We start from the raw sequence: 13,844 nt of genomic DNA on the forward strand, positions 1-13,844 counted from the left end.
TTTCCTTTACATCAGCATGTCGCGGTCGTTGCGCAGTTCCTTCATCGTCTCGGGGAAGGCGAGTTTGCCCTGCTTCAGCATGGACAGGCCCTTGGCCACCAGGATGCCGGTGATGACGATGAAGACGACGAACATGACCAACAGGATCTTCCAGCCCATTTCGTCCCAGGCAAGGGCGACGATGGTTGCGGTGCCGTAGGCAAGCGCGAACCAGGTGGCGAGAATGGCGCAGGCGAAGATGGCGACCAGTTCGATCACGTGGTTGCGCACCTCGGTCATTTCGAGCGCGGCGAGCTCCACGCGCGACACCACCAGGCCGAACAAATTTTTTGCCAGGCCCGTGATACCACCCATGAGGCCGGGGCCATGCACGACAGTTTCGTTATTTTCCATGGTGCCCCCGGCTCTTGTTATTTGCGGCCCAGAAGGATGCCGACCAGCAGGCCGACACCGGCCGCCGCGGCGACGGTGCGCCACGGATTGTCCTTAACGTAGACATCGGCGTTCTTGGCCAGTTCCTTGCCCTTGACCATGGCTTGATCTTTGTACTCGCTGCTCTTGCCCAGCGCCGCATCCAGCATGCGCATGCCGCGTGCGCGCAGTTCGTCGGCTTTGACGCCAGTCAGGGAAGCGGCCGAGGTCAGCAGCGACTGGGCATCCTTGACCAGGGTTTTCATGTCGGTGGACGCATCGTCCAGTTTGCCGTCGATGGAAGAGGCGGTGGCCTTGGCGCGGACGGCGTCGGTATTGGCGCGGATGGAATCGAGCATGTTGTACTCCTTGTTCTTCGGTGGGTTAAGAAAAAGATTTGTTATGCCAGCAGGTCGCTCATGTCGTCGGCGTGTTCCTCTTCGACGGCCAGGATCTCGGTCAGCATGTGCTTGGTGGTCGGGTCCTTGTCGCCGATCGCCTGGATCATCTGGCGGTAGGACTCGATCGCCACGCGCTCGGCGATCAGGTCGGCGCGGATCATCGCCTGGACGTCCTCGGAATCGTCGTACTCTGCATGGCTGCGCTGGGTCAGCGTGGCCGGGTTGAAGTTCGGCGTGCCGTTCAGCTGGACGATGCGCTCGGCGATGCGGTCGGCGTGGTCCTGTTCCTGTTGGGCATGCTCGAGGAACTCGGCCTTGATGTGGCCGGTGTTCGGGCCGCTGACGGTGTAGTAGTGGCGCTTGTAGCGCAGTACGCACAGCAGCTCGGTGGCCAGCGCGGCATTCAGCATCGCGATCACCGCCTCGCGGTCGGCGGCGTAGCCTTCGGTGACGGCGCCGTCCTCGAGGTTGGCGGCGGCACGGCGGATCTCTTCGATGTCGAAGCCGTGGCCCAGGTTGCTATTTGTCTCGTTCATGGTCTGTCTTCCCTTCTTCTCAATAAAGCCAATACAAAATCAACGCCCCGCCGCTCGTGGCGGGATCTGCGCGTTCTCGTTCGACAGCACGATCTCCACGCGGCGGTTCAGCTGGCGGTTGGCGGCAGTGTCGTTCGACGCCACCGGATAAGCCTCGCCATAGCCGCGCATCGCCACACGCTCGCGCGGCACGCCGAGGCTGGTCAGGGCCTGGGCCACGGATTGCGCACGGCGTTCCGACAGGTCCTTGTTATGGGCGGCGCTGCCGGTGCTGTCGGTAAATCCTTCGACCAGCACAGTGCGGTCGGGGTTCTGCATCATGACCTCAGCCAGTTTGCGCACGGTCGCCATGCCGTTCGCGTTCAGCTCCGCGCGGTCGGTGGCGAACAGCACGTCGCCGATGGTGACCACCATGCCGCGCTCGGTCTTCTGCGCATGCAGCTCGACCAGGATGGCTTCCAGGCGCGCCGAACGCTCGGCCAGCTGGGCGGCCTGCTGCTGGGCCGCGGCGGCCTGGGCCTGGGCGTCCTGGGCTTGCTGCTGGGCGTTCTGGGCCTGCTGCTGAGCAACGGCGATCTGGGCGTTGGCGGCGGCGGCTTCTCGCTTGGCGCGCTCGGCCTCGGCGGTGCGGGCTTCCAGCTGCACGCGGTCGCGCTGGCGGCTGGCATCGGCGATTTCGGCCTCGGCCGACTTGGCCTTGGCGATTTCCTGGGCGGTGGCGATGCGCTGCTTGGCCACATAGGCCAGGCGGTCGATGGTGTCCAGGCTCTCGCGCTTGGCGGCGGCCTGGTTGGCGCGGTCGAGGGCTTCGCTGGCCTGGCGGAATTCCAGCGGCGCGTAGCTCGAGACCGCCGGGTTGTTACTTGCGGCAACGTAGTCGGCGCGCGCCTCGTCGAGGGTGGCGGTGGTGGTCGGAACGGTGCTGCAGGCAGCCAGCATCACGCTGCAGGCAAACATCGCCGACTTGAGAAACTTCGAGTTCATCGTGCTTCCTTTCTTCTTGTGTGCGCCTGCCCGGCGCGTTGGTCGTTATTGCTGATCCGAATTTGCGCGGTCGACTTCCTGGCGCAGCACGCGCAGGTCTTCGTTCAGCGCATTCGATGCCGCGGTGGCCTTGGCCGACGTTGCCTTGGCTTGCGCCAGCTTGGCGTCGGCCTGGGCCTGCACCGCGAGTTCGCGCGCCGTCTTATAGTCCTTGGCGGCCAGCGCCTGGTTGGCGCGCATCATCTTGTCGCGCGCAGCGGAAATTTCCTGCGGCGCCAGTTCGGGCGCGCCAGCCGAGACGGCGTTATCGACGGCGTTGTGCGACACCGCGACGGCAGCCGTGGCCGGGGTCTTTTCCGGGCTCGCGCAGGCGGCCAGGCTCAGGACCGCGGCGGCCGCGCCAACCCGCATCAGCAGGTTCATTGAGTTCTTGTCCATCTGTGTTCTCCCATTGAGGAAAGATTGTGTTGGTAACGTTATAAGCCTCTTGCTCACAGAGATCGGTTCGGTGCCGCACATAGAGCGGAGATGGCGCAAGGCCTGTCCCGGTACGGTGCGGCACCGCACATTGATCGAGGGACCTTTACGTTAATCTGATCTCAACACACTCCCACCAGAAGGATTGCCATGACAACCCAACAGCATGAGGAGAACAAGCCGGCGGACGAGGCGAACCGCGGCAACGCATCCGGCAAGCAGCAGGGCAAGCGCCCCAAGTCGCGCGCGCTGAAGGCCGTGCTCTGGATCCTCGGCATACTGATCGCCATTCCGGTCATCGCCATCATCATCCTGCTGACCTTCGACTGGAACCGCGTCAAGCCCTGGCTGAACGCCAAGGTCAGCGACGCCATCGAGCGCCCCTTCGCCATCGTCGGCGATCTGTCGGTCAAGTGGGAGCGCCCTTCGGACACCATCGTCCCGGGCCAGCGCACCTGGCGCGACCACATTCCCTGGCCCCATCTGTACGCGAACGACATCCACGTCGGCAATCCGGCCAACATGCAGAAGGGCGACACCGCCAGCGTGCGCCAGATCTCGTTCTCGCTGAACCCCTTCCCGCTGCTCCACCACACGATCAATATTCCGGTGCTGCGCGTCGACGGGCCGCGCCTCGAGCTGCTGCGCACCGATGCCACGCACTACAACTGGGCCTATAAGCACGAGAAGAAGGAATCGAAGTGGGAGCTCGACCTCGAGCGCCTGGTGCTGGCGAAAGGCGTCATCCACATCAAGGATGCCGTGACCGATGCCGACATCACGGCCGACGTCGACACCATCCCCAACAACCCTACCTACGGCATCGCCTTCAAGCTGCACGGCACCTACAACGACGCGCCGGTAACGGGCGGCGGCAAGACCGGCGGCGTGCTGACCCTGAAGGACAACATGGATGCGCCCTTCCCCATCCAGGCCGACGTGCATTCCGGTCCTTATGCGCTGGCCGTCGAGGGCACCATCACGCGGCCGGCCAGGCTGGCCGGGCTCGACCTGCGCCTGAAGCTGGCCGGGCCCAGCATGGCGCGCCTGTACGCCTTCACCGGCGTGGTGCTGCCCGAGACCCCGGCCTTCTCGACCGAAGGCCACCTGACCGGCTCGCTGGGCGACGGTTCGGACGGCAAGCAGAGCCGCTGGACCTACGAGAAGTTCAAGGGCAAGGTGGGCGAGTCCGACATCAACGGCAGCCTGACGTTCGCGACCCACAAGCCGCGCAACAAGCTGACCGGCACCGTCCATTCGAACCAGTTGCGCTTTGCGGATCTCGGCCCGCTGATCGGCGCCGATTCCAACGCCAGCAAGCGCGAGCGCGGCGTGGCAGAAGTGCAGCCGGCGGGCAAGGCCTTGCCTGTCGAGAAGTTCCACACCGAGAAGTGGAAGGTGCTGGACGCCGACGTGCGCTTCACCGCCGACCGCATCGTCAAGACCGCCCAGCTGCCGCTCAACAAGCTGAATACCCACCTGACCATGGACAACGGCGTGCTGAAGCTGCGGCCGCTGGACTTCGGCATGGCCGGCGGCACCGTCACCTCCAACATCACGCTGGACGGCAGCGGCAGCGCCGGCAAGGACTCGATCAAGGCCACGCTGGACGCCACCGCGCGCCACATCGAGGTCAAGCAGCTGTTCCCGCAAATCCAGAAGATCCAGCAGGCGACCGCCGGCGACATCTATGCCCAGGCCAAGCTGACCGCCACCGGCGACTCGGTCGGCGAGATGCTGGCGAAGTCGAACGGCGAAGTGAAGGGCCTGGTGAGCGAAGGCGTGGTCAGCAAGCTGCTGCTCGAGGAAGCCGGCCTCAACGTCGGCAACGTGATCATCACCAAGCTGTTCGGCGACAAGCAGGTGAAGCTGAACTGCCTGGCCTCCGACCTCGACGTCAAAAACGGCGTGGCCTCGACCAATACCTTCGTGCTGGACACCGAGGAAGCGATCGTCGACATCAACGGTACCGTCAACCTGAGCAGCGAGCAGATGGACCTGCGGGTGAAGCCGGAGACCAAGGCGCTGCGCCTGTTCACCTTGCGCACGCCCTTCTATGTGCGCGGCACCTTCAAGAAGCCCGACCTGCAGCTCGACAAGAAAGTGCTGGCCATGAAGGGCGGCGCCGCCGTCGCGCTGGCCATGGTGGCCGCGCCGGCCGCCGCCCTGCTCCCGCTGATCAACACCGGCCCGGGCGAGAACAGCCCCTGCGCCGCCCTGCTGGCGGAAGCCAGGGCCAAGCCGCAGGCGCCGCCGCCGGGCAAGCAGAAGCGTTGAGCACGGTAGTGTGAGATGTCGTACAGACCTTGCTTGTGTGCGTTAATAAAATGGAACCACTGCATCACGTAACAAAGCAAGGACGCAAGATGAAGCAATTCGGATGTACCGCGACGCTGCTGGCCGCCTTGGTGCTGGGATTGGCGACCGTCTCGGGATGTGCCGCAACCGGCGTAGCAGCCGGCCAGGCCGTCGATGACGCCACCATAACGACCGGAGTCAAGGCAGCTATCAACGGGAATCCGAATCTCTCGGTGTCCGAGCTGGATGTGGAAACCGAGAGAGGAGTCGTCCAGCTGAGCGGATTCGTCAGCTCGGCGGACGATGTGGCAGCAGCAGCGGAAGCTGCCAGAACCGTCAGGGGCGTGAAATCGGTCAGGAATGACCTGCGCCTCAGATAACGAAACCCACCGTAAGGAGATCACCATGAAAACCATCAAACAAATCGTCGTTACCGCTTCGCTGGCTACCGCTGCCCTGGCCCTGACCGGCTGCGCAGGCATGTCCAACCAGGACCGTAACACCGCGGTCGGCGCAGGCGTCGGCGCAGTGGCCGGCTCGGTCCTGACCGGCGGCAGCGCTGTCGGCACCGTGGGCGGCGCAGCCGTCGGCGGCGTGATCGGCAACCAGACCAGCAAGACCCACTAAGCAACTGACGTAGGGTGGGCACTCCGTGCCCACCATGCAGCAAAACGCCCCGTCTCGACGGGGCGTTTGCTTTTGGTACGTGGGCTCGTAAATCAGTCCCCCGGACTGATTTACCCCACCCTACCTACCCTACACGAACAGCGGCGCCGCAGCGGAAACGCCGGCGCCCGCCCCCGCTTCCCGCACGATCTCGTAGCAGGTGCACGCAGCCTGTGCCAGCCCCTCGGGATCGAGGATCTCGATATTCCCGCGGCTGTAGTTGATCAGCCCCTGCTGCTGCAGGGCGCTAGCGGCCTTGGTGACGCCGACCCGGCGCACGCCCAGCGCATGGGCGAGGAATTCGTGGGTCAGGTGGAAGCGGTCGGATCGCAGGCGGTCGCGCGTGACCAGCAGGGAACGCGCCAGGCGCGCCTCCAGCACGTGGTAGCGGCTGCAGACGGCGATCTGGATGGCCTGGGCCAGCAGCGAGTCGGTATAGCGGTACAGCACGCGCTGCAAGGCCGGGCTGCGGGCGAATTCGTTGCGGAACAAATCCGCGTCGATGCGGCTGGCGCTGCCGGCGCGCTGGACCACGGCGCGCACCTGGGTGGTGTCGTGACCGAGGGCGACGGTGGCGCCCAGCATGCCCTCGCGGCCGACCAGGCCGACCTCGAGCGTCATGCGCACTTCGGCCACGGCCATCATCGAGACCAGGCAATCATGCGGAAAATAGATATGGCGGATGGGGTCGCCCGGCTCGCACAGCACGGCCCCCAATTCCACCTGGACCTGGTCGAGCGCCGGCAGCATGCGTGCCAGATCTTCCGGAGGAAGCGCGGCCAGCAGCAGGTTGGCATTATGCTCGGCGACCATGGGTGCAGCAGGAGAATTCATCGGACCCTCGCGGTTGGACGCCAGGGAAAAACTGCGGCTGACGTCGCGGTATCATTTGCTAACAACTTTCGGTCAGCGTACCGGCGCGGGCAGGCGAAGTATGTACGGTGACGCACGGAACCGGATGTTGTTGACAGAGACAATGGCTTCACCAGACTGAAGAAAAAAAGGAAACGCCATGAATACGCACCAGACACCCCCGACATCCCCGATCCGCAGGGGGCACCATCCGCTCCTGATCCTGGCGGCGCTTGCCGTGATCCTGTTCTGCGCGGTCGGCACCGCCGCCATCATGGGCTGGTTGCCGAGCTCGAAAGGACGCACCACCACCAACGGCCTGAGCGAAGCCGACCGCGCCGCCCTGTCCGCCAGCCTGCAACAGCCGGGCGCGGCACCGGGCACCATGGCGCCGGGCGCATTGCCTCCCGCCTATCCGGCCCAGCCGGCAGTCGGTTCCTACGTGCCGGCCACGCCCGCCACCACGGCCCCGCTGCCGGCCATGCCGCCGGCCACCATCGCGCCGACCACCGCCAGCACCTACCCGCCGGGCTACGTCGCCCAGGGCGGCACGGCCTACGGCAACAGCGCCCAAGGCTCGACCGCAGCCGGCTACGACGAACCGGCTCCGGTGCGTGAAAGCCATCCGAAGGCCAGGACCACCACCCGCGTGGCGCAGGCAGAGTCCTCGAGCAACTGGTGCGGCAACTGCGGCAACGTCGAGTCGATCCGCCAGATCGCGACCCGCGCGCAAGGCAGCGGCGTCGGTGCGGCCGGCGGCGCCATCCTCGGCGGCCTGCTGGGCAACCAGATCGGCAGCGGCCACGGGCGCCAGTTGGCGACGGTGGCCGGCGCGGTCGGCGGTGCCGTGATGGGCAACCAGGTCGAAGGCAACATGAAGGCCAATCACAGCTACGAGATCCGGGTCCGTCTGGACGACGGCACCCTGCGCACCTTCCACCAGCAGAGCGCGCCGGCATGGCGCACCGGCGACCGCGTGCGCATCGTCAAAGGGGCGCTGCGCGCGGCATAAATACGTCAAATGGATGCCCGGGCATGCATGCCGGGTCGTTTCGAACGGGGCTGCGGCCCCGTTTTTGTTTTCTTTTTCGCAATGTGCGCCAGCGCACGGAACGCGACCGTTCGGCGATCAAGAATCGGAGAAAACCACACGAAAGGGGTCCAAATGAACAGCATCGCATGGATGGGTATCATTCTCTGGGGTCTGCTTCTCACCGGCTTCGGCCTCGTCAGCGCCGGCCCCGCGCCGCAGGCCGGCGCCGACATCGCCGCCCACGACGTGTTTTTCCTGATCGCCGGCGGCCTGCTGACCTGCCTCATCGGTTTCATCGGCCTGATGGGCTTCATGGGCTGGGTGCCGGGCTTGCGAAAAGAACAAAAATCCGTGGCCTAATGTACGGCAACGTACGGAGCACAGCCGCGGATATCGAGATACTGGATTCACGGCAAAGACATCGCCGGTTCAAACGAAGAGGACACTATCATGCTCTACACTATCGCTGTCGTACTCATCATTCTCTGGCTGCTGGGCCTGGTAACTTCCTATACCGTCGGCGGCTTCATCCACATCCTGCTGGTCGTTGCCGTCATCATGATCCTGGTTCGCCTGATCAGTGGACGCGGCATATAAGGCCGGTCACGTATCACCAGCAATATTGACCGATCCGTTTCGCGGTCGTGCCCCTGGCTAGCGGGTGCGACTACGAAACGGATATTTTTTTTGGAGGAGGACATCATGCATAAACACGCTACCTTCATCCGGTCCACGCTGTGCGCGACCGCCCTCGCCGTGGCCGCCAGCGGCTGCGCCGACATGAACGCCACGCAGCGCGGCACCGCCACCGGCGCCGGCGTCGGCGCGGGCCTGGGCGCCATCCTCGGCGCCAGCACGGGCGGGGGCGGCAGCGGCCGCGCCACCCGCGGGGCCGTGCTCGGCGGCCTGGCCGGCGCGGTGGCCGGCAATGTCTGGTCGAAGCACATGGAGCAGCAGCGCCAGGCGATGGAGCAGGCCACCCGCGGCACCGGCGTGCAGGTCTCGCAGACCGCCGACAACCGCCTCAAGCTCGACATTCCGAGCGACATCTCGTTCGACACCAACCGCGCCGACATCAAGCCGAACTTCCGGCCCATCCTCGACCGCTTCGCCACCACGCTGAACGAGAACCCGGCCACCTATGTCACCATCATCGGCCACACCGACAGCACCGGCGGCGACGGCATCAACCAGCCGCTGTCGCTCGACCGCGCCGCCCATGCGCGCGACTACCTGTCGGCGCGCGGCATCGATCCGAACCGCATCACGGTGGAAGGCCGCGCGGCACGCGAGCCGGTCGCCTCCAACGACGACCCCGCCGGCCGCGCCCGCAACCGCCGCGTCGAAATCTACGTGAGCGAGCCGGCGCGCGCCGGCTGATCCCGTCATGGATACCGCGCCGGCGCCGGCGCGGTATCCATGAGTTTTCGTGACAATTGCACGGCTATTGCGCTGCAGCACGTATCACTCCGCCACACCCCGCCCCGCTCCTTCCCGCACAAACAAAACCACTGACGCCGCACGGCTGCTCAGGCATGCATATACATATGCATCAGTTTTCCTTATGCATACGCGTAAACGTTTTATCTCCGCATAGCACTATCACTGCTGTTTATACCCGTTGTATTGATCACACAAATTCACCAATCCAATTTGACTTTTTCTCATCAGAAATGGTTTGATCGTCCCCCTTGGCTGGAGTACGTACCCGCCGAGGTTGACAAAGAGAAGCCCCGGCTTCGAGATGATAAGCACTGGAGAGATTTTGACTAAGCAATTCGCAGTTAAGCACAGCGTCCTCGCTGTCGCACTTACCCTGGCAGCGCCAGGCTTCGTATTCGCGCAGGCCGAGCAGGCCGCGCCGCAAAAAGTCTACGTGACCGGTTCGAACATCAAGCGTGCCGACAAGGAAGACTCCTCGCCGATCACCGTGATGACCGCCAAGGAAATCACCGCAACCGGCGCCAACACCGTTGCCGAACTGCTGCACAACATCCCGGCCTTCGGCTCGGGCACCTCGAACGACATCACCGACGGCGGCTTCTCGAAAGGCGTTTCGACCGCCTCGCTGCGCGGCCTGGGTTCGTCCTCGACCCTGATCCTGCTGAACGGCCGCCGCATCGCCGCTTCGGCCTATGCAGACCCGAACAACGGCAAATCGACCGTCTATGACCTGAACAACATCCCGGTGTCGGCCATCGCCCGCGTCGAAGTGTTCAAGGATGGCGCCTCGGCCGTGTACGGCTCGGACGCAATCGCCGGCGTCATCAACTTCATCACCAAGGACGACTACCAGGGCGCGCAGATCTCGGCCTCGACCTCGGCCAACGATGACGGCCAGTTCAACCGCAACAACGTCAACGGCGTGTTCGGCTTCGGCGACCTGGAAAAGGACCGCTACAACGCCTTCATCAGCTTCGACGTCGCCAAGCGCGGCCACACCGGCATCAAGGATGTCAACGACATCGAAAAGGACGAGCTGTCGAAGATCAACAGCCGCCTGAACGGCTACGGCAGCTACGTCTCGGGCAACCCTTTCATCTTCCGTGAACTGACCGCCGGCGCCGCCAACTTCTCGACCAGCGCCGCCAACGGCAAGTACGTCGTCAACAGCACCGCTGGCTGCCAGGGCAACGTCATCACCGGCGGCCCGCAGTACAACATCGCGTCGACCTCGATGCTGTACAACCGCCAGTTCTGCAACTACGACATCTACGACAACTACGAAGCGCAGTCGAAGGGCACCGACGTCAACCTGCTGTCGAAAGTCACCTTCAAGATCGGCGAGAGCGTCACCTCGTTCACCGAAATCGGCTTCTCGCGCGTCCAGCGCGAATACGTCGGCCTGCCGAAGACCATCTCGTCGACCGCACCGACCACCGTGTTCCGCGTCAACGGCCTGCCGACCAGCTACCAGCTGCTGCTGCCGTCCGGCCACCCGGACAACCCGTTCACCGGCTACCGCGCAGCGGCGGCATTCCGCTTCGTCGGCACCGACGCCAGCGGCGAGAACGTCAACAAGGCCTACCGCTTCCTGACCGGCCTGAAGGGCACTACCGGCGCCTTCGACTGGGAAACCGGCTTCCTGTACAACCGCACCGAGCGTGACGATCTGGGCCACGGCTACCTGTACCGTCCGGTCATCGACCGCATCGTGACCGAGAACCGCACCATCGCCGCGACCCTCGCCGACCCGACCGCGGTCCGCGACGTCGACAACGTCGGCTTCTCGCAAGTCACCCAGCTCGACGCCAAGGCCTCGACCACCTTCGGCAAGCTGGCCGGCGGCGACATCGGCTTCGCCTTCGGCGGTGAAGTTCGCCAGGAAAAGATTGGCCTGACCTCGGATCCGGAACTGGCCAAAGGCAACATCATCGGCCTGGCCAACTCCGTGATGGACGGCCGCCGCATCGTCAAGTCGGGCTTCGTCGAACTGCGCACCCCGTTCACCAAGTCCTTCGAGATGGACTTCGCCGGCCGCTACGACAAGTACCCGACCGCGAAGAGCTTCGTGCCGAAAGTCGGCGCCAAGTGGGAAGCGACCGAGCAGGTCACCTTCCGCGGCTCGTTCGCCAAGGGCTTCCGCGCACCGGCACTGTCGCAAGTGTCGCCGGGCGGCGTGCAGTCGTTCAACAATGGTTTCGTCGATCCGGTCCGTTGCCCGGACGGCGTGAACCCGCTGCCGGGTGCAGACAAGCTGGACTGCTCGCGCAGCATCTCGGCCATGTCGACCCCGAACGCCAACCTGAAGAACGAAACCTCGAAGAGCTACTCCTTCGGTTCGATCATCAACGCGACCAAGAACCTCGACATCCTGATCGACTACTACCGTATTCGTAAGGAAAACGAGACCGCCCTGCTGTCGGCAACCTTCGTGGCCGAGCACCCGGACCTGTACCCGGGCCTGGCGATCCGCGACAACAATAACCTGGTCGACTCGACCGGCAAGGTGATCCCGAATTCGGGCCAGCTGCTGGCGATCAACCGCACCTTCGTGAACCAGGGCTCGACCGATACCTCGGGTATCGACGTCGAAGTCGCACACCGCCTGAACCTGGGCGAGAACGGCCGCCTGTCGACCCGCCTGAACTACACCTACGCGCTGACCTACAAGCGTTCGGAGCGTCCGGGCGAAATCGCGACCAACGTGGTCGGCACCAACGGCGGTCTGTCCGACTGGGCGACCTCGGTTGGCGACATCCCGCGTCACCGCCTGAACCTGGCCACGACCTGGACCCGCGGCGAGCACGCTGCCACCCTGTCGGCTGACTACGTGTCGTCGGTCTCGCTGATGCGCCGTACCGACAACACCACGACCTACCCGGTTCCGTTCTGCTACTACGGTACGAACACCGTGCCGGTGCCGAAGGGCGTGTCGACCGGCGGCCTGCCGAACTACCTGTACTCGAACCCGGACTGCAACGTCGACGAATGGCTGACCTTCGGCGCGTCGTACTCGTACACCGGCTTCAAGAACTGGACCCTGTCGGCCAACATCAAGAACCTGCTGGATACCAAGGCTCCTTACGATCCGCGTTATCCGAACGAAGGCTTCAACACCCAGCTGCACAACGGTATGGGCCGTTACTTCCGCCTGACCGCTTCGTACAAGTTCAAGTAATCGCTGCCTGAACTTAGTATGATTGAAAGCCGCCCCGCGCAAGCCGGGCGGCTTTTTTCATTCCTGCGGTGTATGCTCGGCTGACATCTTTACCAGGAGAGGCCATGGCAGAAGAACGCATCCGCATCGTCGGCGAGAAGATCCTCTCGGACGACTACTATCCGCTGAAGAAAGTGAAGTACGAGCAGCTGCGCAGCGACGGCGGCTGGCAGGCGCAGGAGCGCGAGGTCTACGACGCGGCCTCCGGCGCCGCCGTGCTGCTGTACAACCGCGAGCGCCGCACGGTGGTGCTGACGCGCCAGTTCCGGCTGGGGGCTTTCCTGAATGGCGGCGACGGCTTCCTGCTGGAGGCAACGGCCGGGATGCTGGACGGCGCCACGCCCGACGAGCGCGTCAAGGCCGAGGCGCGCGAAGAAACCGGCTACGAGATCGAGCGCGTGGACCCGGTGATGCAGCTGTTCGTCAGCCCCGGCTCGATGACCGAGCGCATCCATTTGTTCGTCGCGGAATACGATCCTGCGCGGCGCAGCGGCGATGGCGGCGGCAAGCCCGAGGAAGGCGAGGACATCGAGGTGCTCGAGATGGACTTCGACGATGCGCTGGCGCTGATCGAGACCGGCGGTGTCAATGACGCCAAGACCGTGCTGCTCCTGCTGCACCTGGAACGCCGGGTGCTGGGCCGGCACGAGGCGTCCTGAATTCTTTCCCCCCATCGGTGGTGCTGCCGGGAAACCGGCGCGCCCGCCACAATGCATCCCATTACAGGAGAACATCCCCATGAAGAAGACCCTTGCTTTCCTTGCCGGCGCCATCGCGCTTGCCTGCGCGGCCTTGCCGGCCGGCGCACAAACCATGAAGCCGGGGCTCTGGGAGCTGAGCAACCAGGTCAGCTCCTCGGACGGCCAGATGCAGTCGGCCATGGCCGAGATGCAGAAGCAGCTGGCCAGCATGCCGCCGGAACAGCGCAAGGCCATGCAACAAATGATGGAACGCAATGGCGTGCAGATGAACGTCGGCGCCGGCGGCACCCTGACGACGCGCATGTGCATGACGAAGGAAATGATCCAGCGGAAGGAATTTCCCGTGCAAGAAGGCGACTGTAAGCAGAAGGTGACCCAGCAGTCGCCCAGCAAGATGAAGATCGCCTTCAGCTGCACCAAGCCGCCCACCAGCGGCGAAGGCGAAATGACGCTGGACAGCGACACCAGCTACCGCGCCAAGATGCACGTCAAGGGCACGGACGGCGGCAAGCAACAGACAGTGGACATGGATGTCGCCGGCAAGTGGCTCAGCGCCGACTGCGGCAATCTCCGTCCAATCGGTATCCCGCAAGCAAAGTAGCAAGGACCCCCACGGGATTTTCGCCGGGACTGGTGCAAGCCAGCCCGGCATTTTTTTCGCCCCAAAATTCGGGGTCAGAGCACTTTTCCGGCTTAATTCGGGGTCAGAGCACTTTTTGGGGAAATGTCCTGCCACCAAAAATCTACGCGCTTCAAGCCTGGCCGGCCTGAGCCGATCGTCACACCGGCGCGACCGATATCACCGCAAATCAATTGATCAAAAAA

Annotated in this window: 16 protein-coding genes; 10 read left to right on the forward strand and 6 right to left on the reverse strand. The window is 64.3% G+C overall.

What is annotated here, in order from left to right; all coding sequences use genetic code 11:
- Nucleotides 1–6: 6 nt before the first annotated feature.
- Genes AC07PE_RS18800 through AC07PE_RS18820 form a run of 5 tightly spaced genes read right to left on the reverse strand, consistent with a single transcriptional unit; the run spans nt 7 to nt 2,770 of the window.
- Nucleotides 7–393 carry a phage holin family protein gene (locus tag AC07PE_RS18800; RefSeq protein ID WP_498767229.1) on the reverse strand — a complete coding sequence of 129 codons (387 nt, stop codon included), beginning with the start codon at nt 391–393 and terminating at the stop codon, nt 7–9.
- A gap of 17 nt (nt 394–410) precedes the next feature.
- Complete coding sequence (locus tag AC07PE_RS18805; RefSeq protein WP_498767231.1) at nt 411–770, reverse strand: ElaB/YgaM/YqjD family protein; 360 nt, start codon at nt 768–770, stop codon at nt 411–413.
- A 41-nt stretch (nt 771–811) separates the two neighbouring features.
- Nucleotides 812–1,348 carry a ferritin-like domain-containing protein gene (locus tag AC07PE_RS18810; protein WP_498767233.1) on the reverse strand — a complete coding sequence of 179 codons (537 nt, stop codon included), beginning with the start codon at nt 1,346–1,348 and terminating at the stop codon, nt 812–814.
- 39 nt (nt 1,349–1,387) lie between these two features.
- Nucleotides 1,388–2,332 carry an OmpA family protein gene (locus AC07PE_RS18815; RefSeq protein ID WP_498767235.1) on the reverse strand — a complete coding sequence of 315 codons (945 nt, stop codon included), beginning with the start codon at nt 2,330–2,332 and terminating at the stop codon, nt 1,388–1,390.
- Between the two features lie 45 nt (nt 2,333–2,377).
- Nucleotides 2,378–2,770, reverse strand: a complete 393-nt coding sequence (locus AC07PE_RS18820; RefSeq protein WP_498767237.1) for a DUF4398 domain-containing protein — start codon at nt 2,768–2,770, stop codon at nt 2,378–2,380.
- A gap of 189 nt (nt 2,771–2,959) precedes the next feature.
- On the opposite strand from AC07PE_RS18820, the gene AC07PE_RS18825 reads away from it, so the two are divergent.
- The 3 genes from AC07PE_RS18825 to AC07PE_RS18835 all read left to right on the forward strand — a co-directional run bounded on the left by AC07PE_RS18825 (nt 2,960) and on the right by AC07PE_RS18835 (nt 5,734).
- Nucleotides 2,960–5,086: an AsmA family protein gene (locus tag AC07PE_RS18825; protein ID WP_498767239.1), complete on the forward strand. Its 2,127-nt coding sequence runs from the start codon at nt 2,960–2,962 to the stop codon at nt 5,084–5,086.
- A gap of 89 nt (nt 5,087–5,175) precedes the next feature.
- Entirely contained in the window at nt 5,176–5,487 is a 312-nt protein-coding gene (locus AC07PE_RS18830) for a BON domain-containing protein (RefSeq protein WP_498767241.1), read from the forward strand.
- A 25-nt stretch (nt 5,488–5,512) separates the two neighbouring features.
- Nucleotides 5,513–5,734, forward strand: coding sequence for a YMGG-like glycine zipper-containing protein (locus AC07PE_RS18835; protein ID WP_379773103.1), 222 nt, complete (start codon nt 5,513–5,515; stop codon nt 5,732–5,734).
- A gap of 129 nt (nt 5,735–5,863) precedes the next feature.
- Here the strand turns inward: AC07PE_RS18835 and AC07PE_RS18840 are convergent, their stop codons facing one another.
- Nucleotides 5,864–6,607 carry a Crp/Fnr family transcriptional regulator gene (locus AC07PE_RS18840; RefSeq protein ID WP_498767244.1) on the reverse strand — a complete coding sequence of 248 codons (744 nt, stop codon included), beginning with the start codon at nt 6,605–6,607 and terminating at the stop codon, nt 5,864–5,866.
- A gap of 178 nt (nt 6,608–6,785) precedes the next feature.
- Here AC07PE_RS18840 and AC07PE_RS18845 point away from each other — a divergent pair, with 178 nt between their 5' ends.
- The 7 genes from AC07PE_RS18845 (at nt 6,786) to AC07PE_RS18875 (ending at nt 13,620) form a co-directional block, all read left to right on the forward strand.
- The gene (locus AC07PE_RS18845) at nt 6,786–7,637 is read left to right on the forward strand and encodes an outer membrane lipoprotein (RefSeq protein ID WP_498767246.1); all 852 of its coding nucleotides are present in this window, start codon (nt 6,786–6,788) and stop codon (nt 7,635–7,637) included.
- Nucleotides 7,638–7,790: 153 nt separating this feature from the next.
- Nucleotides 7,791–8,018 (forward strand): hypothetical protein, encoded by a 228-nt coding sequence (locus tag AC07PE_RS18850; protein ID WP_498767248.1) that lies wholly within the window; start codon nt 7,791–7,793, stop codon nt 8,016–8,018.
- Nucleotides 8,019–8,108: 90 nt separating this feature from the next.
- Nucleotides 8,109–8,255, forward strand: coding sequence for a lmo0937 family membrane protein (locus AC07PE_RS18855; protein WP_230029538.1), 147 nt, complete (start codon nt 8,109–8,111; stop codon nt 8,253–8,255).
- Nucleotides 8,256–8,360: 105 nt separating this feature from the next.
- Nucleotides 8,361–9,038 (forward strand): YiaD family glycine zipper/OmpA-like lipoprotein, encoded by a 678-nt coding sequence (locus AC07PE_RS18860; RefSeq protein ID WP_498767251.1) that lies wholly within the window; start codon nt 8,361–8,363, stop codon nt 9,036–9,038.
- A 385-nt stretch (nt 9,039–9,423) separates the two neighbouring features.
- Nucleotides 9,424–12,279, forward strand: a complete 2,856-nt coding sequence (locus AC07PE_RS18865) for a TonB-dependent receptor domain-containing protein (RefSeq protein ID WP_498767253.1) — start codon at nt 9,424–9,426, stop codon at nt 12,277–12,279.
- A 104-nt stretch (nt 12,280–12,383) separates the two neighbouring features.
- Entirely contained in the window at nt 12,384–12,977 is a 594-nt protein-coding gene (locus tag AC07PE_RS18870) for an NUDIX domain-containing protein (protein WP_498767255.1), read from the forward strand.
- Between the two features lie 79 nt (nt 12,978–13,056).
- Nucleotides 13,057–13,620 carry a DUF3617 domain-containing protein gene (locus tag AC07PE_RS18875; RefSeq protein WP_498767257.1) on the forward strand — a complete coding sequence of 188 codons (564 nt, stop codon included), beginning with the start codon at nt 13,057–13,059 and terminating at the stop codon, nt 13,618–13,620.
- Nucleotides 13,621–13,844: the final 224 nt, after the last annotated feature.

This window comes from Telluria sp. GW821-FHT07G12 (assembly GCF_059418525.1).

Bases quoted from the DNA above. Each gene is read 5' to 3' on its own strand.
- AC07PE_RS18800 (WP_498767229.1), bottom strand. From the start codon at position 393: ATGGAAAATAACGAAACTGTCGTGCATGGCCCCGGCCTCATGGGTGGT.
- AC07PE_RS18805 (WP_498767231.1), bottom strand. From the start codon at position 770: ATGCTCGATTCCATCCGCGCCAATACCGACGCCGTCCGCGCCAAGGCC.
- AC07PE_RS18810 (WP_498767233.1), bottom strand. From the start codon at position 1,348: ATGAACGAGACAAATAGCAACCTGGGCCACGGCTTCGACATCGAAGAG.
- AC07PE_RS18815 (WP_498767235.1), bottom strand. From the start codon at position 2,332: ATGAACTCGAAGTTTCTCAAGTCGGCGATGTTTGCCTGCAGCGTGATG.
- AC07PE_RS18820 (WP_498767237.1), bottom strand. From the start codon at position 2,770: ATGGACAAGAACTCAATGAACCTGCTGATGCGGGTTGGCGCGGCCGCC.
- AC07PE_RS18825 (WP_498767239.1), top strand. From the start codon at position 2,960: ATGACAACCCAACAGCATGAGGAGAACAAGCCGGCGGACGAGGCGAAC.
- AC07PE_RS18830 (WP_498767241.1), top strand. From the start codon at position 5,176: ATGAAGCAATTCGGATGTACCGCGACGCTGCTGGCCGCCTTGGTGCTG.
- AC07PE_RS18835 (WP_379773103.1), top strand. From the start codon at position 5,513: ATGAAAACCATCAAACAAATCGTCGTTACCGCTTCGCTGGCTACCGCT.
- AC07PE_RS18840 (WP_498767244.1), bottom strand. From the start codon at position 6,607: ATGAATTCTCCTGCTGCACCCATGGTCGCCGAGCATAATGCCAACCTG.
- AC07PE_RS18845 (WP_498767246.1), top strand. From the start codon at position 6,786: ATGAATACGCACCAGACACCCCCGACATCCCCGATCCGCAGGGGGCAC.
- AC07PE_RS18850 (WP_498767248.1), top strand. From the start codon at position 7,791: ATGAACAGCATCGCATGGATGGGTATCATTCTCTGGGGTCTGCTTCTC.
- AC07PE_RS18855 (WP_230029538.1), top strand. From the start codon at position 8,109: ATGCTCTACACTATCGCTGTCGTACTCATCATTCTCTGGCTGCTGGGC.
- AC07PE_RS18860 (WP_498767251.1), top strand. From the start codon at position 8,361: ATGCATAAACACGCTACCTTCATCCGGTCCACGCTGTGCGCGACCGCC.
- AC07PE_RS18870 (WP_498767255.1), top strand. From the start codon at position 12,384: ATGGCAGAAGAACGCATCCGCATCGTCGGCGAGAAGATCCTCTCGGAC.
- AC07PE_RS18875 (WP_498767257.1), top strand. From the start codon at position 13,057: ATGAAGAAGACCCTTGCTTTCCTTGCCGGCGCCATCGCGCTTGCCTGC.